At 43.7% G+C, this 18,634-nt stretch carries 19 protein-coding genes and 1 pseudogene; 14 read left to right on the top strand and 6 right to left on the bottom strand.

Going from position 1 to position 18,634, the window contains the following annotated elements; genetic code table 11:
* Positions 1-10 precede the first annotated feature (10 nt).
* The 3 genes from brnQ to B2751_RS02495 all read right to left on the bottom strand — a co-directional run bounded on the left by brnQ (position 11) and on the right by B2751_RS02495 (position 2,956).
* Positions 11-1,336: a branched-chain amino acid transport system II carrier protein gene (gene brnQ, locus B2751_RS02505; RefSeq protein WP_035406647.1), complete on the bottom strand. Its 1,326-nt coding sequence runs from the start codon at positions 1,334-1,336 to the stop codon at positions 11-13.
* A gap of 347 nt (positions 1,337-1,683) precedes the next feature.
* Positions 1,684-1,977, bottom strand: a complete 294-nt coding sequence (locus tag B2751_RS02500) for a hypothetical protein (protein ID WP_035406649.1) — start codon at positions 1,975-1,977, stop codon at positions 1,684-1,686.
* 247 nt (positions 1,978-2,224) lie between these two features.
* Positions 2,225-2,956, bottom strand: a complete 732-nt coding sequence (locus B2751_RS02495) for a hypothetical protein (RefSeq protein ID WP_290772568.1) — start codon at positions 2,954-2,956, stop codon at positions 2,225-2,227.
* 132 nt (positions 2,957-3,088) lie between these two features.
* Between B2751_RS02495 and B2751_RS02490 the strand changes: the two genes are divergently transcribed.
* The 7 genes from B2751_RS02490 to B2751_RS02460 all read left to right on the top strand — a co-directional run bounded on the left by B2751_RS02490 (position 3,089) and on the right by B2751_RS02460 (position 8,882).
* The gene (locus B2751_RS02490) at positions 3,089-3,646 is read left to right on the top strand and encodes a GNAT family N-acetyltransferase (protein ID WP_035406655.1); all 558 of its coding nucleotides are present in this window, start codon (positions 3,089-3,091) and stop codon (positions 3,644-3,646) included.
* Positions 3,647-3,654: 8 nt separating this feature from the next.
* Positions 3,655-4,368 (top strand): alpha/beta fold hydrolase, encoded by a 714-nt coding sequence (locus B2751_RS02485; protein ID WP_056062403.1) that lies wholly within the window; start codon positions 3,655-3,657, stop codon positions 4,366-4,368.
* 86 nt (positions 4,369-4,454) lie between these two features.
* Positions 4,455-5,546 (top strand): conserved virulence factor C family protein, encoded by a 1,092-nt coding sequence (locus B2751_RS02480; RefSeq protein ID WP_056062400.1) that lies wholly within the window; start codon positions 4,455-4,457, stop codon positions 5,544-5,546.
* Between the two features lie 359 nt (positions 5,547-5,905).
* On the top strand, positions 5,906-6,118 hold the full coding sequence (locus tag B2751_RS02475) for a hypothetical protein (protein WP_035406663.1): 213 nt from the start codon (positions 5,906-5,908) through the stop codon (positions 6,116-6,118).
* A 78-nt stretch (positions 6,119-6,196) separates the two neighbouring features.
* Complete coding sequence (locus B2751_RS02470) at positions 6,197-6,643, top strand: BsuPI-related putative proteinase inhibitor (RefSeq protein ID WP_035406667.1); 447 nt, start codon at positions 6,197-6,199, stop codon at positions 6,641-6,643.
* A gap of 33 nt (positions 6,644-6,676) precedes the next feature.
* Entirely contained in the window at positions 6,677-7,495 is an 819-nt protein-coding gene (gene nadE, locus B2751_RS02465) for an ammonia-dependent NAD(+) synthetase (protein WP_056062397.1), read from the top strand.
* 115 nt (positions 7,496-7,610) lie between these two features.
* The gene (locus B2751_RS02460; RefSeq protein ID WP_056062395.1) at positions 7,611-8,882 is read left to right on the top strand and encodes an FAD-dependent oxidoreductase; all 1,272 of its coding nucleotides are present in this window, start codon (positions 7,611-7,613) and stop codon (positions 8,880-8,882) included.
* A gap of 69 nt (positions 8,883-8,951) precedes the next feature.
* Here B2751_RS02460 and B2751_RS02455 read toward each other — a convergent pair whose 3' ends face one another.
* On the bottom strand, positions 8,952-9,347 hold the full coding sequence (locus B2751_RS02455; RefSeq protein WP_035406674.1) for a disulfide bond formation protein B: 396 nt from the start codon (positions 9,345-9,347) through the stop codon (positions 8,952-8,954).
* Positions 9,348-9,412: 65 nt separating this feature from the next.
* On the opposite strand from B2751_RS02455, the gene B2751_RS02450 reads away from it, so the two are divergent.
* The 5 genes and pseudogenes from B2751_RS02450 to B2751_RS02430 all read left to right on the top strand — a co-directional run bounded on the left by B2751_RS02450 (position 9,413) and on the right by B2751_RS02430 (position 14,844).
* Positions 9,413-10,303 (top strand): LysR family transcriptional regulator, encoded by an 891-nt coding sequence (locus tag B2751_RS02450; RefSeq protein WP_023468861.1) that lies wholly within the window; start codon positions 9,413-9,415, stop codon positions 10,301-10,303.
* On the top strand, positions 10,287-11,399 hold the full coding sequence (locus tag B2751_RS02445) for an N-acetyldiaminopimelate deacetylase (RefSeq protein WP_214854656.1): 1,113 nt from the start codon (positions 10,287-10,289) through the stop codon (positions 11,397-11,399). The genes B2751_RS02450 and B2751_RS02445 overlap by 17 nt, the downstream gene beginning before the upstream one ends.
* A 234-nt stretch (positions 11,400-11,633) precedes the next feature.
* Positions 11,634-13,036: pseudogene (locus tag B2751_RS02440) on the top strand (cytochrome ubiquinol oxidase subunit I).
* Positions 13,037-13,048: 12 nt separating this feature from the next.
* Positions 13,049-14,071: a cytochrome d ubiquinol oxidase subunit II gene (locus B2751_RS02435; RefSeq protein WP_035406681.1), complete on the top strand. Its 1,023-nt coding sequence runs from the start codon at positions 13,049-13,051 to the stop codon at positions 14,069-14,071.
* Positions 14,072-14,175: 104 nt separating this feature from the next.
* Positions 14,176-14,844 carry a potassium channel family protein gene (locus B2751_RS02430; RefSeq protein ID WP_035406684.1) on the top strand — a complete coding sequence of 223 codons (669 nt, stop codon included), beginning with the start codon at positions 14,176-14,178 and terminating at the stop codon, positions 14,842-14,844.
* 37 nt (positions 14,845-14,881) lie between these two features.
* Here B2751_RS02430 and B2751_RS02425 read toward each other — a convergent pair whose 3' ends face one another.
* Complete coding sequence (locus B2751_RS02425) at positions 14,882-15,658, bottom strand: Cof-type HAD-IIB family hydrolase (protein ID WP_035406686.1); 777 nt, start codon at positions 15,656-15,658, stop codon at positions 14,882-14,884.
* A gap of 173 nt (positions 15,659-15,831) precedes the next feature.
* Between B2751_RS02425 and B2751_RS02420 the strand changes: the two genes are divergently transcribed.
* Together B2751_RS02420 and rnjA are read left to right on the top strand one after the other, a co-directional pair.
* Positions 15,832-16,047: a DNA-dependent RNA polymerase subunit epsilon gene (locus B2751_RS02420; protein WP_029342182.1), complete on the top strand. Its 216-nt coding sequence runs from the start codon at positions 15,832-15,834 to the stop codon at positions 16,045-16,047.
* Positions 16,044-17,711: a ribonuclease J1 gene (gene rnjA / locus B2751_RS02415; RefSeq protein WP_035406688.1), complete on the top strand. Its 1,668-nt coding sequence runs from the start codon at positions 16,044-16,046 to the stop codon at positions 17,709-17,711. Before B2751_RS02420 ends, rnjA begins: the two co-directional genes overlap by 4 nt.
* Positions 17,712-17,757: 46 nt before the next feature.
* Here rnjA and def read toward each other — a convergent pair whose 3' ends face one another.
* Entirely contained in the window at positions 17,758-18,297 is a 540-nt protein-coding gene (gene def, locus B2751_RS02410) for a peptide deformylase (protein ID WP_290772562.1), read from the bottom strand.
* Positions 18,298-18,634: the final 337 nt, after the last annotated feature.

Here is an 18,634-nt window from a genome sequence, read left to right as displayed (position 1 = left end):
AACGGAATCACTAGCTAGCGCGTTTTTGTATGACGGAAGGGGTGGAAACGTGTCCAAACCATGAACTGAGACCAAAGGCAATAAGTGTCGGAAATAACCATTCTAAACTTTGATCCACTAAAGGAAGTGATTGATAGAAGGTTTTGAGATTTCCCGGGAAAAGAGAAAGTTGGTTTAACGCACTACAAAGTGAGAAGAAAATCGTTACTCCAAGAGTGAACTGATAAACGACTGACTTACGACGGAACAGATGACGCATGAATGTTAATGCGATTAAGACGATGACGATTGGATAAAGGAACATCAACACGGGAACAGCGATTGATAACAATGTCTGTAATCCGACAATAGATACCGTGAGACCAAGAACAGTCGTGAAGATACTTGCTGTTTTTAATGTGACACGTGTTGAAAGAGTCATCATATATTCTGCAAATGCAGTGACGAGACCAACTGAAGTCGTCAAGCAGGCAAGTAGGATCGCAAGACCAAGTACAGCTAAACCAATTGAACCGAATGCTGTATTCGCATAATGCTGAAGAAGGGTCGGACCATCGACTTTTCCGATTGCGGCAAATGTATTACGTCCGATCATTCCGAGTCCGATATAGACGAGAGTCAAAGCAACTGCAGCAATCGTTCCAGCACGAGTGACGACTTTAAATTGTGCTGTTCGTTCATGAACGCCTCGACTTTTTAATGTATGAAGTACCACGACACCGAAGACTAAGGCGCCGAGTGCATCAAGCGTTAAGTATCCTTGAAGAAAACCTTGAATGAATGCTTGACCTGTCGTCTCATAGGCTTTGCTTGGTGAAGCGACACTTGAAAGTGGTGAGACGATGCTACTGATGCTTAACGCAGCAAGTGCAATCAGCAATAAAGGTGTGATGAAACGTCCGATGATTTCAAGTAATTTACCAGGACGCAATACGAGGTAAAGCGTAGCAATGAAAAAGAGACTTGATGAGAGAACTAATGTCATTTGTGAAGGCGCACCGAGAAATGGTACAACACCGAGCTCATACGTGACAACCGATGTCCGAGGGATTCCGAAGAAAGGTCCAATGGCAACGTAGAGAGCAAACGTCAAGGCAGCACCTACAAAACGAGGAAGAGGAGCAGCAAGCGTTTTGATACCGCCTCCGATGGATGCGACAGCAAGTAAGCCGAGCAACGGAAGACCCACACCTGTCACGATAAAGCCGAGGATGGCTGGGAGGAATTGTTTACCTGCAAGGGCGCCGAGTTCTGGTGGGAAGATTAGGTTACCCGCACCGAAAAATAATGCGAAGATCATAAATCCTAAAGCGAACGTATCTTTTGTCTTAAACATGTGTTGTCCTCCATTCCTTCTAATTTCAATAAAAAAAGCCTCATCCACGATGTGCGTGGATAGGCGTCGTGTGATCAGACGCCTTGTCGAAATGACGAAAAGGGCCTGGTCTTCATCTTCTCAATCGAGAAATGAATCTTCAGTCCCTGGTCCTAATCACAATCAGTCGTACTGGGATAAGCGATGTATATGTCATGTTTAAAACCTCCTGTTTGAATTTTTCTAAGGATAACATGAAGAATCTAAGAAAACAATATTTTCTGAAAATTTATCACCGAGACTTTTAAACAGAAAAAAACCCTCAACTCATGAATGGAAGTCTTGAGTTAAGGATTTTCATACAAATGTCAGCTTGTCGCAATCGAGCGTATTTTTTTATGGCGTTTCAATTTATGGAGGAGCCAAGCGTGAACGACCTCACAGGATTGACGTGGTAACGTCAGTTCAACAAGCGATTCCTGCTGTTGCCCTTTAATGACGAAAAGTCCATTTTCTTCATCGACAGGGGCGATGGTCATTGAACTCGCTTCATTCAGCGACAGTTTCACTTCACCGAGTGTCGCATCCTTTAATTTGAGGATGTTCCCGTTCGTCGCAAATTTCGTGAATGAGCCAATTCCGTTCACTTTTAACTGATCCATATTGAATTCCTCCTTCTGCTGATTCCAATACCATCCCTACAAAAAAACAGGTCTAACTTCTATCTTAAAAAGGTTATCCTCATTATAGCGAAGTCCTCACAAGATGCTAGTCTTATTTTGTGTGAAAATTCGAAAAATTTTTTAACGATATTGTCACATTGTCCATAATAACCGTAAAGAAGGAATCATCATTTAAAATTCAAATAGAACAAAAGCATCCTTTTCTAAAAGAAAAAGATGCTAAAGGTCAATCTAACTCAAAACTCCATTTCTTTTTTCGACACAAAAGCGTTCCACGTCTAAGAATCGATTCTTTCTCGGCTTCAAAATCTTCATGTAATACGCTCATGTCTTCATAACGGCCAGCCACGTAGACAGGAATCGTAATATTTCTTGAAAAAACAGATCGCTTTGCGCTTTCGAAATCAATCAGGACCCCTTCTCCGAGAAAATGACGGATATGGATCATGATTTCAGCTGTTAAAGCAACAGAGGCAACGGATCGTGCGTGCTGTCGGAATTTTCGTTGCACAAGATCAGCAATCAATTGTTCGACGCGTGCCCAGTCTTTTAAGTAAACGGAAGCATGAAGTCCGTCATGCTCGCTAAAATAGACCAATTCATTTTCAATCGAATCAAGGAAGGGAAGTGGCATTCCACGTTTCATATGCATTAGAAATAACAACTCTGCGATTTCGACATCCGTTAATACGTCGAGTGAATGGGAGGAACGAATATCGATAGCGATCAATGGATGACGCTGCACATCCGTGGATTGTGAAAACTGTTCGATTTCATGCGCTTCGATATAATGTAGCATTGTCCGAAACGATTGTTTCGTCTGCTTGAAATCACTTCCTGAAATAAGCAAAGGACGCTTCAAATCGACGGCTGCGGCGAAATCAGAGAAATGCACCCCTGACATCGTCAAGCGTTGATTTTCCTCGTCCTCATATAAGTAAAGTAACGCACTTGACATACCACTTCGCTTCCTTTCCGTGACTAACTCCTTCATAATTCAATAGTAGCAAAACTTCGAATTGCCTGAAAGGATATTTACTCCTGAAAACGGGCATACTACATAGAGAAGCATAAAGAGAGGTGATGGAGCATGTGGGGCTTGCGAAAGCCATTCCCGGAATTGCGAACCGAGCGCTTCGTATTACGTGAGCTCGAAAACCGTGACGCACGTGAATTGTTTAAAATCCTATCAGATGATGAAGTCATGTACTATTACGGATCAGATCCGCTTGTGACAGTCTATGAAGCAAAAAATGTCATCAGTTACTTCAAGGAACAGTTTACACAAGGTAAAGCGATTCGCTGGGCAATTGCTGATGCAGAAACGAATCAATTGATCGGTACGATTGGTTTTCATAACTGGCTCTCCCAATACCATCGAGCTGAAATTGGCTTTGAAGTCAGTCAAGAGTATTGGCAACGCGGAGTGGCTTCCGAAGCGGCTCGAGCTGTTCTGACTTACGGATTTGAGGAATTCGCTCTCCATCGCATCAGTGCTCTCGTAGCACCTGAGAATCTTGCTTCCAATGCATTGGTGCAAAAATTAGGGTTTCAAGCAGAAGGATTATTAGAAGATTATGCATATAGTCATGGTCGTTTCATGAACTTGACGATGTACCGTATGCTCGCATCTGAGTGGAAGGGATGAGGTAGTCAATGGAAAAACAAACACTTGTACTCCTACATGGATTTACAGGAGGGACAGATTATTTTAATCGGGTAGAGGCAAATTTACGACATTCTTTTGAAGTTTTACCGTTGAGTTTACCAGGACATGAAGGACTGGATGTCGGACCTGATACGATTGAGGGATTCGCAGAATGGGTCATGGATGATCTAGAGCGACGTGGTGTTGAAAAGCCAATCATCGTTGGTCACTCTTTTGGCGGGTACATCACGGCTGCAATCGTGGAAAGGTATGCCGAACAAATCAGTGGATATGGTCTCGTTTACTCAACGGCGAAAGCAGATGATGAACAAGCGAAACAAAAACGAAATCAAAATATCACGCGCGTCGAAGAAGTTGGTGTAAGAGAATTTGTCAATGGTCTTGTTCCGTCCTTATTTGCGGAAGGAGCCGATGAATTCGCTGTTGCTGAAGCACTTGAAATTGGGTATATGATGACCGTCGAAGGAGCCATCCGTGCACTCTCTGCGATGCGAGATCGTCGGGATATGACGAAAGCTTTAACGAAAGCAAACGTAAAAGGTGTCATCATTCATGGTACGAAGGATCCATTGATCTCAGAGGAAAGTGCGTTTGCACCAACAAATGATCATCTCATACATCGGTCAACAGACAGTGGACACATGGGGATGCTTGAGACACCGGATGCCTTCGTTGCAATTATCGAAGAAGCATTCAAGTAAGTTTTTGCCCTACGGTCATGTCTGTAGGGCATTTGCTTTGCATTTCAGATTAGATATCTGAAATGATAGAAGTGGAGGGGATACACATGAAAATCGTAGCGATTGAACCAACACCAAGTCCAAATAACATGAAAGTCATCGTTGATGAGGTCTTTTCGGAAAAGGGGCAGACATTCGAGCATGCCTTTGGCGCACCGGAACACATTCAGAGATTACTTGAAATACCTGGCGTTAAGTTTGTTTATCAGGTCAGTGACTTTTTATCGATCGAGCGTTATCCGAAATATGATTGGCGTTCGCTTGTCATCGATATACGACGTGCGTTCGGTGAAACGTTAAATGACGTTGAACAGCACGAGACAGATGCTGAGTATGAGCCAGTCCATTTATTTGTACAGTTCATTTTAGGCGTACCAATGCAAATCAAAGGTGTGAAAGGATTAGAAGAAAAACGAGAAGGGTTGCCAGAACGATTCCGAGAAGCAGCGCTATTCGTCCAACCATTCGTTCAGAATGTCATTAGCGATCGACGCTGGGTGGAACAAGCACCTCGATACGGTGACCTTGACGAAAGTTTGCGTGAAGTAGCGAATGAGATTGAGATCGCATATCCAGTCGAACGTATCGAACGTCTCAAGTCGCTCGCAGCAGGGGAAGATATTGCCTTTAGTGGTCAAGCTATTCGTTCGTCTGATTGGAAAGAACGATTTGCGGCGCTTGATGAACTGCCTGTTGAAATGGAATGGGTTCCGGCGTATGCACGATTATTACAGGATGAAAAAATGCAAATTCGTCGTCAAGCAATCGTAAAGCTTGGGATGTTCGAAGAACATCGGGAAGAATTATTAGAGTATCTGACAAGTGCACTCCATGATCCATCAGGTATCGTACGACGAACAGCAGGTGATACGATTTCGGATTGGGCGATGCCAGAGGCTGAACCAATGATGATGGAGGCTTTGACGGATAAAAATAAACTAGTACGTTGGCGGGCTGCTCGATTCCTGTTCGATGTTGGAACAGAACAGTCGATTCCAAGACTGCGTGAAGCGAGCCGAGACCGAGAATATGAAGTCGCTTTACAGGCGGAACTCGCCTTGACTCGAATCGAAAGTGGGGAAGAAGCACTAGGGACGGTCTGGCAACAAATGAATCGAATGATAGATGAAAGTTCATGAGAACTCAAAATAATATTGTGTGAAAGAATCATTCGACAAAATGAGCCATCGATTGTCTAGGTATATTTTCCCTGTTATCTAAAAATGATGGTAAAATAATCAAAATTATGTTGTCATCTTTTTGAAATCGAAATGAAATGTGTTGGAAACGCTCGTAAAAACGCTTGCATGCAACAACTATATAGATTATTCCAAAATATCCCTATTTGAACTGGAATATTGTTTTGAAATGAAATGTCGAATGACTATTCTCTTCTTTTTTCATCTCTTTGATACAGTAAACCTACAATAACGAATTCGAAGCATGTAGGTCATCTTTTGGCTTGGCATATGAATGAGAAAAGGGGAGAATCGGGGATATGTTACTTTTCGCTGAAACTGATTTAGCAGTAGGATACAAGGAACGGACAACAACAGGGGTATATGTCACGATCGAAACAATTGACAGTCGTACGATTACATTGGTTGCACCAGCAAACGCGGCAGAAGATATTTGTGACGAACTGTTTGCGACAGGTTTAGAGCAATTGTTTTCGTTCAAGATGAATCCATCTACTTTACCTGTAGCATAAGAGATGAAATGTGCGAGAGAGGAAATCCTCTCTCGCTTTTTTTTGTGATAAAATTGATTAGATAAAAGGAGGGATGAAATGAAACGTCTCGTTTTCATTCTGTTGCTGCTTACTGTTTGTTTAGCAGGTTGCCAAGAAAAGAAACAACAGGCAACAAAAACCATGAACGAACCGATTCAGATTGCAGTCAAAACGACAAAGCAAGACAGTATGATGCAATTAGACATTTCCTTAACGAATCCAAATGATCACAGTGTAAACGTGACATATCCTTCCTCGCAACGATTTCAGGCTCAATTGATTGATGCGAAACAACACGTAACGTATGATTTTGAGAAAGAGCAAGTATTCACGCAAGCGATTGAGAAGGATACGTTCACAAAACGCGAAACGAAACAGTACACGGTTGAATTACCGATCTCCTCTTTAGGTGATAGCAAGGAAGTTCGCGTATCGACAATCCGCCAGTTCAAAGGAGCAAATGCAAAACAAACGACGGATCACCAAATGATTGATTCAAAATGACGATCAAAACGATGTGAAGGAGTGAATTTATTCATGCAACAAGAAATCATCCAAGTAACAGGCGTTAAACCTATCATTGATCCAGCCCAAGAAGTAAACGAGCGGGTAGCCTTCTTGAAGGCGTATCTCAAGCATACAGGGGCGAAGGGATTCGTATTAGGCATCTCCGGGGGACAAGATTCAACGCTCGCAGGTCGTCTATGCCAACTGGCAGTTGAAGAGTTGCGAAAAGAAGAGGGACAAGATGTCTCATTTTATGCGGTCCGCTTGCCTTATGGTGAACAACAAGATGAAGCAGACGCACAGGCAGCCTTGACTTTTATTCAACCGGATCATTCGCTTCGTGTGAATATCAAACCAGCGGTCGAAGCATCGATGCGGGCATTCGAAGAGGCGACAGGTGCAGAACTTTCAGACTTTAGCAAAGGAAATACGAAAGCGCGAGAACGAATGAAGAGTCAATATGATTTAGCCGCTCATTATGGCTGTTTAGTCGTTGGAACGGATCATGCAGCCGAATTCGTGACGGGATTCTACACGAAACATGGGGATGGTGCATGTGATTTAACACCATTATCGGGACTGAATAAACGGCAAGGGAAACAACTCTTACGTTACTTGAACGCCCCAGAAGTCTTGATTGAAAAAGTTCCGACAGCAGACCTTGAAGAAAATCGTCCGGCACTACCAGACGAAGTGGCACTCGGAATGACATACGAAGAAATTGATGATTATTTGGAAGGTAAGTCGATTTCAGAAGCAAGTCAAGAAAAGTTAGAGACGCAGTATAAACGTGTTGGACATAAGCATCATATGCCCGTCTCACCACTTGATGAATGGTGGAAAGCATAATCAAAAATAAGGAGATATGATTTCATGATTGAAATCATGTCTTTTTTCATGTTCTTCGATTCTTCTCCGGTCGTTATGGGAAAAGAAGAGAAACGATGGTTGAGGAGGCGAGAGTATGACGATTGGGATCATAGGTGGAGGGTTATCCGGATTGACAGCAGCGGCGTTATTTGCAAAACAAGGAACACCGGTCACGCTCTGGGATGCTGGATTACTCGGAGGACGTGCCACCTCTCAAACCGTAAAGGGCTTTACATTTAATTACGGTGCCCATGCGATTTATGGACGCGATCAATCAATTCTTCGCAAATTAACGAAACAACTCGGTATCGAAGTGACGTGGCTTGATTTTTCAGCGAGTCGTGCGAAATATGAGTTTTCAGGTCATTTGACGGCTGTTCCTGCGAATGCCTGGGGACTACTGAAAACAGAAGTCATCGAAGGAACGAACAAAGTACGTTTTACATGGGAGATTATTAAAACGATTTTACGAGTCGAACGAGGGAATCCGCAACAATCCATCGGGCAATGGTTAAAAACAGAACGCGTCGATGAACAAGTGGCACAGTTGATGCTTGATTTGGCATCAACGAATTTTTTTACGGCAGAACCAGAAAAAATTCCATCAGATGTCTATTTCGAGTATTATCAAAAGCTTTTTCGGACGCGAAAGCCTGTCTCATACATCGAAGGGGGCTGGCAAGGGTTAGTACAGGAATTGGAACGGATCATCCTAGAGAATCGCGGAGAGATCTTGAAAAAAACAAAAATAACAGCAGTCGAATTGACTACGACAGGATTCTTGGTACGTGATCGAAAAAAACAAGAATGGAATGTGGAACGGATCATCTTTGCCGTACCACCACGTGAAATCTTAAAAATGGCGACTCCAACGACGATCCAAAAATTCGTGACACCGCATGCGAGTCATGAACCCGTCGAAGTTTTCGTGTATGATCTCGGACTTCAGCCTTATATCCAAACACCGTATTCATACATCTACGACCGTTCGCATCGAGCGTTCATCACGGATTTATCGCATTATGATGCAAGCCTCGCACCAAAGGATGGTCAAGTCCTTCAAGCAATCGCTTATCTTGAACACGATCGACTTGAGGATCCTGATTATATCGGACATGTTCGAACGGGAATCGAACAGATGCTTGACGTTCATTTCACAGACTGGAGAGAACGTATCGTTGCAGAACGAACGATTAAACGAGCAGTCGTACAAGAAATCAAATGGAAAATGGGGCAAGGTCCTCTTGCGACTCAAATTCCGGGACATGCAGGTGTTGCTTTCGTCGGAGACTGGTGTGAAGGGACGGGACAACTCTCAGAGCTTGCGTTCTCAAGCGCCGTAAGTGTTTTCAATCGATGGACGTGATGTAAAACGACAAAAGAAGGAGAAGCCGAATTGACTTCTCCTTCTTTGTATTGACCAAAGATTCATATCTTACGCTTCATTGTTCGAACGTGCTGGATAGAACGCTAGAATCAAGAGTAATGTAAAGGCAATGAGACTCATCATCGGAATCGTCAAGAAACCGAAATAGTTGACCCATTTGATGAGACAGCCACTCGAACATAACGCTTCGCCATCGGGTAAACGCTCAAGGATGACATGGTACAAGGCGACACCAAAGCCGGCAAGCACATATAGGCGTACAAAGAGTGGATCGATCGTTTTCGACCGGAACAAGGATATGAGCAAATAAAAGGCTGTCGTATACATGAATAGTCGTTGCCACCAACAGAGAGGGCAGGGAATGAATCCACGAATTTCACTAAAATAGAGACTGCCAAGCGTTGCAATCGTTGAGATGATGAACATAAAATGATAGCGTGTCATATGTATCGTCCTTTCTAACGTGTTAAACTAATGCCATCTTATATCATGAGGAGTCGAATCTCACATTGCAAGTGTCGGAAATGGAAATGTTGATCACTTTATCGGAAGAATTGAATATGAGGCGAGCTGCTGAACGATTATTCGTTTCACAACCTGCGCTTAGTCAACGTCTTGTTGCGATTGAGAGACGCTGGGGAACCAAACTATTCATTCGTTCATCGCGTGGCTTAAGCATCACACCGCAAGGAGAAAAAGTGATTGGTCTCGCAAAAGAGATGAATCGGAAGGAACTCGAACTAAAAAGTGAATTGACGGCAGAAGAGGGTGCCGTTTACGGAACGCTTCGGATTGCTGTCGCCTCCATCATGGGACAATACTGGCTCCCGCGTGTCTTAAAACGATTCGTCGAGCGTTATCCGCATGTGCGTGTCCAGTTGGTCACCGGATGGTCAAGTGAGATGATGCGTCATATGTTAGAGGAACACTTTCATATCGGGATCATTCGTGGAAACCCGGACTGGAAAGGTGTTAAAGAGCGCCTTTTCTCAGATCCGCTCTATCTAGTTGATAGTGAGTTGACGTCGATTGAACAATTGCGTGTGACGGATCGCCCGTTCATCCAGTTCAAAAGTGATTCGACGTACTATCAAGAAATTTTAGAGTGGTGGCAAGATCGGTTCGCAAGTCCACCCTCTCGGACTTTGGTCGTCGATCAAATCGAGACATGCAAACAGATGGCGTTACATGGCATCGGTTTTGCTATCTTACCTGAGTCGACGATTCAGCAATCGAATGAAGTCATGCAGCTTCCGTTGAAGACATCATCCGGAAAAGTACTGAAGCGAGATACTTGGATCTTGTCCACGGAATCGATGCTTGAATTAAAACAAGTCCAAGCTTTTTGGGACATCGTAAAAGAAGAAGGAGGAAGTCAGTCAGATGGAATACGCCATTGAGATGCGGCGCGCGCTTCATAAAATACCGGAACCAGGGTTCAAGGAATTTAAGACGCAAGCTTTTATATTGGAACAAATTCGTGCATATCCGCCAGATCGTGTCACATATGACACATTTGAAACAGGTGTTTTCGTTCGAGTGAAAGGATTGACTGGAAACCGAACGATCGGGTATCGCGCAGATATTGATGGGTTACCGATTGAAGAAGCGACAGGGCTTCCGTATTGCTCAGAACACCCAGGGTTCATGCATGCGTGTGGTCATGACATGCATGCCTCGATTGCTTTAGGGTTGATGAAACGGATTGTTGAACTACCAGTCATGGATGATGTCGTCTTTTTATTCCAACCGGCAGAAGAAGGACCGGGCGGGGCGGAGCCGATGATTAAAAGTCCATTGTTTGAAAAATATCGTCCGAGTGAGATGTATGGTCTTCACGTTGCACCGGAATATCCAGTCGGTACGATTGCTAGTCGTCCAGGCGTACTGTTCGCGAGTGCTCGAGAAGTTCATATCACGATCTATGGTCAAAGTGGTCATGCGGCTTTTCCTCATTTGACGATTGATACAGTTGTTGCGCAAGCAGCCTTGATCATGCAATTGCAAACGATCGTCAGTCGATCCATTAATCCGATGAATTGTAGTGTCATCACGATTGGGAAAGTGGATGCAGGTATTCGTGAGAATGTCATTGCCGGTAGAGCGGTTCTTGACGGAACGATGCGTGCGCTAAACGGCGAAGACATGGAAAAACTCGAACGTCGTGTCCGTGACATCATTCGAGGAATCGAAGCTTCGTTTGGTGTTAAAATCGATCTGCAATTCGGTAATCGCTATTATGAAGTCGTCAACGACCGGCAAATCGTGGATAAATTCTCATCATTCGTAAAGATGAATGCCAACTATATCGAATGTGACGCGGCGATGACAGGGGAAGATTTTGGTTTCATGCTGAAAGAGATCCCAGGGATGATGTTCTGGCTCGGCGTCGATAATCCGACATCTGGTTTGCATCAACCAACATTAAACCCGGATGAATCAGCCATTTCTTTTGTCATTGATTTACTTGACCATTATTTCCGAGAGTATGTTTAAAAATTTTTATGAAATAATAAAGGATATAAAGCTTTCCCTTTCGAATTCAGGAATGGGAAAGTTTTTAATATATGTAGGAATAAGAGTTTTCGAACATTTTGTGAAAAAAATCACGTGTATATGTGAACAATTTGTTACATCAAACATTATAAACAGACACAAAGGGTTATGTTCTCTATGATACGGTTATAGACCATATAGAGAAGTATGTTTTAGGAAGAGGGGGCTAAATACATGTTCAATGATCCCGTAGTGCTCAGTCGATTGTTGACAGGGCTCACACTAGCGTTTCATATTATTTTCGCGACGATTGGTGTCGGAGTACCGCTCATGGTACTGGCAGCTGAATTCATCGGTCTGAAACGCAAAGATCCAGATTATATCTTATTAGCAAGACGGTGGACGCGTGGATACGTCGTTACCGTAGCAGTCGGTGTCGTAACAGGGACGGCAATCGGCTTGCAACTATCATTACTTTGGCCGTCACTCATGCAAGTAGCGGGTCAAACAATTGCTTTGCCACTATTTATGGAAACGTTCGCGTTCTTCTTTGAAGCGATTTTCCTTGGTATTTACTTGTATACGTGGGACCGGTTCAAAAATCCATGGTTGCACTGGTTGATTGGGATTCCAGTCGTCATTGGTGCGACAGCATCAGCGTTCTTCATCACGACAGTCAACTCCTTCATGAACTCACCAGAAGGATTTAAGATCGTCAATGGTACGTTAACGCAAATCGAACCATTAAAAGCAATGTTTAATACAGCGACACCGACGAAGGCGACACACGTCATCGTTTCAGCTTACTTGACTGTTGCCTTTATCTTGGCAGCAATCGCGGCGTTCCATTTGCTTCGCAAAAAGACACTCTCAGCAGCAGAGACGGCATATCATAAGAAAGCTCTTCGTCTCACTGTCATGGCTGGTCTGATTTTCGCGTTCTCGACAGCACTTGTCGGTGACTTCTCAGGGAAATATTTAGCGAAATACCAGCCAGAAAAACTAGCAGCTGCGGAATGGCATTTTGATACGACAAATGAAGCAGAATTGATTTTTGGTGGGATACTTGATCAGCAAGAAGACGGCAGTTATGAAATCAAAGGAGCCGTCAAAATCCCATATGCGCTCTCAATTCTTGCAGGTGGGGCTCCGAATACGGAAGTCATCGGTTTAAACGAATTCGCAAAAGAAGATCAAGCACCACTGATCGTCCACTATTTCTTTGATATCATGGTATCGATTGGGATGTACTTGACTGCTATCTCTGCTTTGTTCATCTTGGCATTCCGATTGAAAAAATTGAATCCATATAATAAGTGGATTTTACGAGGGGTGTTCATCGGTGGTCCGTTAGCGATGATTTCAATCGAAGCGGGATGGATGTACGCTGAGATTGGTCGTCAACCTTGGACGCTTTACGGTATCATGCGAACTNNACAGCGGACGCGGCGACGACTTCAACAGCGGTTGGTCCGATGCTCATTTTATTCAGTGCATTGTACTTGTTGCTTGGTACGATTTGTACGGTCGTCTTATTACGGATGTTTAAGAAAAACACGGTTGGAAAAGAACTTCAAGAACTTGCTGAAAACCACCATGCACGCGGTGAAGCAATGTTCGTGGATGATAACAAGTAAGGAGGGAACGATTTGGACGTTCAAACACTAGGGATCACAGTCCTTTGGACTTTCCTGTACGGATATCTCATCGTTGCCTCAATTGACTTCGGTGCTGGATTTTACGCCTTTTATTCAAAATATACGAAGCGGGATCATCTGACGAATCGATTGATTCTTCGTTACCTCTCTCCTGTTTGGGAGGTAACGAATGTCTTCTTCGTATTCTTCTTCGTAGGACTAGTTGGGTTCTTCCCAGACTCCGCTTATTATTTCGGTACGGCACTACTCGTACCAGCGTCAATTGTTCTTGTCTTGATTGCGATTCGTGGTAGTTTTTATGCGTTCGCCAATTATGGATCAAACGACAGCATGTTCTACACATTTTTATATGGAGCGACAGGGTTGCTGATTCCTGCTGCGATGTCGACGACATTGACAATCAGTCAAGGTGGTTTCATCCGCAAAACGAATGATACAGTTGAGTTTTTAGGAACGAAATTATTTTCGAACTTTTACTCGTGGACGGTCGTAGCGCTCGCTATCGTATCTGTCTTATACATCAGCGCGATGTTCCTCTTATTCTACGCGGATAAAGCGAAAGATGAGGGAGCTACGCCGCTTATTCGGAAATGGGCACTCTTTTGGAGTGGACCAACAATCCTCGTCTGTGCGCTCGTCTTCTTTGGACTGAAGAACCAAGCGGCATGGCATTATGAAAATATCCTAAACGGCAACTGGTGGTGGTTCGCTGCTAGTTTCTTATTTTTCCTCATTGCCGTGACACTCGTCTATATGAAGAAAAACTATGGCATCGCGTTCGTCGCGGTCATGTTACAGTATGCAGTCGCGTGGTTCGGTTACGGATATACACACTTGCCGTATATCTTGTATCCATATATCGATATCAACAAAGCAGTCGTAAACGAAACGATGGCTTCCGCACTCGTCGTCGTTTTCATCTTCGGACTTTTACTCTTAATTCCGGCGTTGTATTTGATTTTACGGCTCTTCTTGTTCGATAACGATTATGTACGTGGAAAATCATCAAAATAATGAATGGATAAACGCCTCTGCGATTCGCAGAGGCGTTTATAGTATTTTTAAATTGAATCGGGTACACTACTAATGAAGAGCGATTGTGAAGGAGAGTTGTGAAAATGAATGGAGAGTTTGCAGTAATCGGACTAGGGCGTTTTGGTGGCTCGATTGTCCGCGAATTATCGAAAAACGGCTATGATGTCTTGGCAATTGATTCCGATGAGGAACGTGTCAACGAATTCATGGGGATTGCGACACATTCTGTCATTGCCGATACGACCGATGAGAACGTTTTAAAAAGTTTGGGGATTCGAAACTTTGATCATGTCATCGTCGCTATTGGGGAAAACATTCAAGCGTCTATCTTGACGACGTTGATTTTAAAAGAGCTCGGTGTGCAATCGATCACCGTCAAAGCAACGAATGATTACCATGAAAAAGTATTGCGAAAAATTGGAGCGGATTTCATCGTTCACCCTGAGCGGGATATGGGGGTTCGGATTGCGAACGGATTGATGAGTTCGAATATCCTTGACTACTTAGACTTATCACAAGAATTCTCAATCGTTGAGATTAAAGTCAGTGATCGGATGGCAAAACAAACCTTGATTGATCTCGACTTACGAAGTAAATATGGAGCAAATGTTGTCGCCATCAAACGGGGTGAAAATGTCATGATCTCCTTGCAGGCAGATGAAGTCATCGAAAAAGGCGATTATCTCGTCGTCATTGGTGAGAACGAAGATCTTGATCGCTTAGAACGCGCGATTCATAAAGTAAAGAACTAAAAAAAGCTGAGGCATGCCTCAGCTTTACATCTATCTATTAGATGAGTTGGAATTCTTTAAGTCCATGTGCGATACCGTCTTCAAGAATAGGTTTCGTGACATAATCGGCAGCGGCTTTTGTTTCCGGAAGTCCGTTGCCCATTGCAATACCGGTTCCGACATAGCGTAGCATTTCAAGGTCATTGAGAGCATCTCCAAAAGCGAAGGTATCCTCGCGGCGAATGTTTGTCAATTTCAAGAACTGTTTGATGCCTTCTGCTTTCGAGGACCCGACGTTGATGACATCCATCGCATGGGGATGCCAGCGAATGAAATCAAAAGCATCGTAACGTTTGATGTAATCTGCTTCTTCTTCTGCCGTGCAGTAGACAAGCGTTTGAAACACATCGTGAGACAAGAAGGCTTCTTCATCGTGAAGCGGTAACGGCATGTCGAGATCTCCGAGCGAATCAACGACATGAAAATCATTTGATTTCGTTGTAAAACCTTTTGTTTCGCCAAGATAGACAAGCGTATGTCCGTTTTCCTTTGCTTGTTGCGTCAAATGTGTCAGATCGACTTTAGGTTGTGGACGTTTGTAGATGATTTCGTTTTGATGAACGACAATTTGCCCGTTGTAACCGATGATCGTATCAATGTTGAGCAACTCACGAATCCCAGATAACATTGCGGGACCGCGTCCAGTCGCGAGCGCTACATATACACCGTTTTCTTGAAGTTGACGAATTGCCTGTTTTGTTGATTCCGGAACGAAATGACCATCATGCAATAAGGTTCCGTCGATATCGAAAAAGACGACTTTCTGATTTGCCATGGTTTCACCTTCTCTTTTTAATTGGTCGAAATGACCTGTTCATGTGAAAGTATAGCATAACCAAAAGCGTGTTGCCGGAAGGGAACATGCGGAATAAGGATGAAAAATAGTCCATGTATCGTGTATACTGTACTAAGGACAAAAAACAATGTACTGATAAGGAGTTGCTAGACATGATTTTTAAAGTATTTTACCAACCGCTTCGTTCGGAAGCACCTGTTCGTGAACGGACAGAAACGATGTATGTAGAAGGGGAAAGCATTCGTGACGTGCGATCAACGATTGACCACCTCAAAGAGATCAACATTGAGTTCATCCGCGAAGTTAGTGGAGAATTTTTGACATACGAACAACAACATCCTGACTTCAAGGTTGCGACGTTCGAATGAAGTTCGTCAAAAACCATCAAGCCGCCGTCTTCGCACTCGGTGGACTCGGGGAAATCGGAAAGAACACGTATGTCGTTCAATTCCAAGATGAAATCATCGTCATCGACGCGGGTGTCATGTTCCCTGAGGATGAATTACTCGGAATCGACTATGTCATTCCGGACTACACTTATTTGATCAAGAACAAAGATAAGGTCAAAGGGGTCTTCATCACGCACGGTCACGAAGACCATATTGGCGGTCTTCCTTTCTTGCTTAAACAAGTAAACTTACCGATTTACGCTGGAAAAATTGCAATGGGTCTCATTAAAGTCAAACTAGAAGAACACGGTTTGCTTCGGAATGCAGAACTTCATGAAATCGATGAAGATTCGATCATCAAGTTTCGGAAGACGAGTATCTCGTTCTTCCGTACGACACACTCGATTCCGAACTCGTTCGGTGTCGTCGTCAAGACACCACAAGGCAATATCGTGCATACAGGGGACTTTAAGTTCGATTTCACACCGGTCGGAGAACCTGCTGATTTAGCGAAAATGGCTGAACTTGGTAAGGAAGGCGTCTTGTGCCTCTTATCGGATTCTACGAACGCTGAAGTGGAAGGTTTTACGATGAGCGAACGTGTCGTTGGGGAAACGATTTCAGACATCTTCCGTAAGGCGGAAGGACGAATCATTTTCGCGACATTCGCATCGAACATCTATCGTCTCCAACAAGTCGTCAATGCTTCTGTTGAAGCAGGACGAAAAATCGTCGTTTTCGGACGTAGCATGGATAAGGTCATGATGATTGGTCAAGAACTTGACTTCATCAAGGCGCCGAAGGGTACGATCATCGAGCCGAACGAGATGAAGCGTTATAAATCAAACGAGTTGACGATCCTTTGTACCGGTTCACAAGGAGAACCGATGGCGGCCCTTAGCCGTATCGCAAACGGAACACACCGTCAAATTTCAATCATTCCAGATGATCTCGTCATCTTCTCTTCGTCACCAATCCCAGGAAACGTCGTTTCTGTCGGAAAGACGATCAATCAGCTATATAAAGCTGGCGCAGATGTCATGTACGGTAAACTGAATGATATCCATACATCAGGTCACGGTAGTCAACAAGAGCAGTTGCTCATGTTACGTCTATTGAATCCGAAATACTTCATGCCGATTCACGGGGAATACCGGATGCTGAAGAAGCATATGTCGCTTGCGATGGATGCTGGTGTACCGGAAGAGAACTGCTTCGTCATGGATAACGGTGAAGTACTGGCATTAGATGCGAATGCAGCCGCTATCACTGGGAAGATTCAAGCGAATGCCGTTTATGTCGATGGAAAAGGAATCGGTGATATCGGTAACATCGTCTTACGAGACCGCCGTATTCTCTCAGAAGAGGGACTTGTCGTCGTTGTCGTGACGCTTGACTCTAAAACGAATCGTCTCGTCTCAGGACCGGATATCATCTCGCGTGGTTTCGTCTACATGCGTGAGTCAGGTAATTTGATTAAAGATGCTGAACGTCTACTTAAGCGTTCGCTTGATCAATCGCTTGCGAACCGTAACACGAAATGGACGGACATCAAACAAGTCATCAATGATACGCTCACACCGTATTTAACTGAAAAAACACAACGTCATCCGATGGTCATGCCGATCATCATGGAAGTCTGATTCGAAAAAATCCTCGTTTCCGGAAACGGAAACGAGGATTTTTGTATTATGTGGCAGGACCATATTCCTTGAATGGTTCTTTTTTATCGATCCGATCATAGAACATGACACCATCTAAATGATCATATTCGTGTTGACAGACGATTGCTTTCATCCCTTTTAAACGTAATTTTACCGGATTTCCGTTATGATCGATGCCAGTTAGGGTAATACGCATATAGCGCGGTACATGTCCTTCGACTTCACGGTCGACGGACAGACATCCTTCGCCGCCCGTTAAATACGTCTGCTCAACGGAATGACTGATGATTTTTGGATTATAGATACCAAATTCCAGCAAATCATCACCATCCGGTAAGCGGATTGCGAACATGCGCTTGTTGATACCGATTTGTGGTGCTGCAAGTCCAATGCCGCTTCGTAAATCGTATTTCTTCGCAATTTCGTCATCTTGACTGTTGGCGAGGAACTCGCGCATGAGTCGCATCGTTTCCTTATCCTCATCGCTGAGAGGGAAGGTCACTTCTACTGACCGTTCGTGAAGAGCAGGAACGTCTTCGCGTACGATTTCATTCATGGTGATCATGAACAACACTCCTTTCGTCTACAAAAAGTATAGCATAGGAAAGTGGGGAATGATGACAACTAACACAGTAGGAAAATATCGAATGATACAGAAGATGGAATATTCTAGTTTTGTGATTGAATTCACAATGTGAAACACGAAAAAAATAAAACATTTCCTTTGATTTTAAGGTGTTACAGATTTATACTTGTAACGTAATGAACAAGACACTATAACGTGTCGATTCATGATAATACAGTTTACTCAACTGAATAGGTACACAGACACATGTTCAAAGGATAGTCACACGGGACTTCGTTTTTTGGACACTATTGTCATGTGGGCAAATCAGTCAGAG

The organism is Exiguobacterium sp. UBA6282, from assembly GCF_002440475.1.
Taxonomy (GTDB): Bacteria; Bacillota; Bacilli; order Exiguobacteriales; family Exiguobacteriaceae; genus Exiguobacterium_A.
The sequence above is the reverse complement of the archived record's forward strand: the minus strand, read 5'-3'. Positions and strand labels throughout refer to the sequence as shown.

Coding starts and splice junctions, on each gene's coding strand:
- brnQ (WP_035406647.1), bottom strand. CDS start 1,336: ATGTTTAAGACAAAAGATACGTTCGCTTTAGGATTTATGATCTTCGCA.
- B2751_RS02500 (WP_035406649.1), bottom strand. CDS start 1,977: ATGGATCAGTTAAAAGTGAACGGAATTGGCTCATTCACGAAATTTGCG.
- B2751_RS02495 (WP_290772568.1), bottom strand. CDS start 2,956: ATGTCAAGTGCGTTACTTTACTTATATGAGGACGAGGAAAATCAACGC.
- B2751_RS02490 (WP_035406655.1), top strand. CDS start 3,089: ATGTGGGGCTTGCGAAAGCCATTCCCGGAATTGCGAACCGAGCGCTTC.
- B2751_RS02485 (WP_056062403.1), top strand. CDS start 3,655: ATGGAAAAACAAACACTTGTACTCCTACATGGATTTACAGGAGGGACA.
- B2751_RS02480 (WP_056062400.1), top strand. CDS start 4,455: ATGAAAATCGTAGCGATTGAACCAACACCAAGTCCAAATAACATGAAA.
- B2751_RS02475 (WP_035406663.1), top strand. CDS start 5,906: ATGTTACTTTTCGCTGAAACTGATTTAGCAGTAGGATACAAGGAACGG.
- B2751_RS02470 (WP_035406667.1), top strand. CDS start 6,197: ATGAAACGTCTCGTTTTCATTCTGTTGCTGCTTACTGTTTGTTTAGCA.
- nadE (WP_056062397.1), top strand. CDS start 6,677: ATGCAACAAGAAATCATCCAAGTAACAGGCGTTAAACCTATCATTGAT.
- B2751_RS02460 (WP_056062395.1), top strand. CDS start 7,611: ATGACGATTGGGATCATAGGTGGAGGGTTATCCGGATTGACAGCAGCG.
- B2751_RS02455 (WP_035406674.1), bottom strand. CDS start 9,347: ATGACACGCTATCATTTTATGTTCATCATCTCAACGATTGCAACGCTT.
- B2751_RS02445 (WP_214854656.1), top strand. CDS start 10,287: ATGGAATACGCCATTGAGATGCGGCGCGCGCTTCATAAAATACCGGAA.
- B2751_RS02430 (WP_035406684.1), top strand. CDS start 14,176: ATGAATGGAGAGTTTGCAGTAATCGGACTAGGGCGTTTTGGTGGCTCG.
- B2751_RS02425 (WP_035406686.1), bottom strand. CDS start 15,658: ATGGCAAATCAGAAAGTCGTCTTTTTCGATATCGACGGAACCTTATTG.
- B2751_RS02420 (WP_029342182.1), top strand. CDS start 15,832: ATGATTTTTAAAGTATTTTACCAACCGCTTCGTTCGGAAGCACCTGTT.
- rnjA (WP_035406688.1), top strand. CDS start 16,044: ATGAAGTTCGTCAAAAACCATCAAGCCGCCGTCTTCGCACTCGGTGGA.
- def (WP_290772562.1), bottom strand. CDS start 18,297: ATGATCACCATGAATGAAATCGTACGCGAAGACGTTCCTGCTCTTCAC.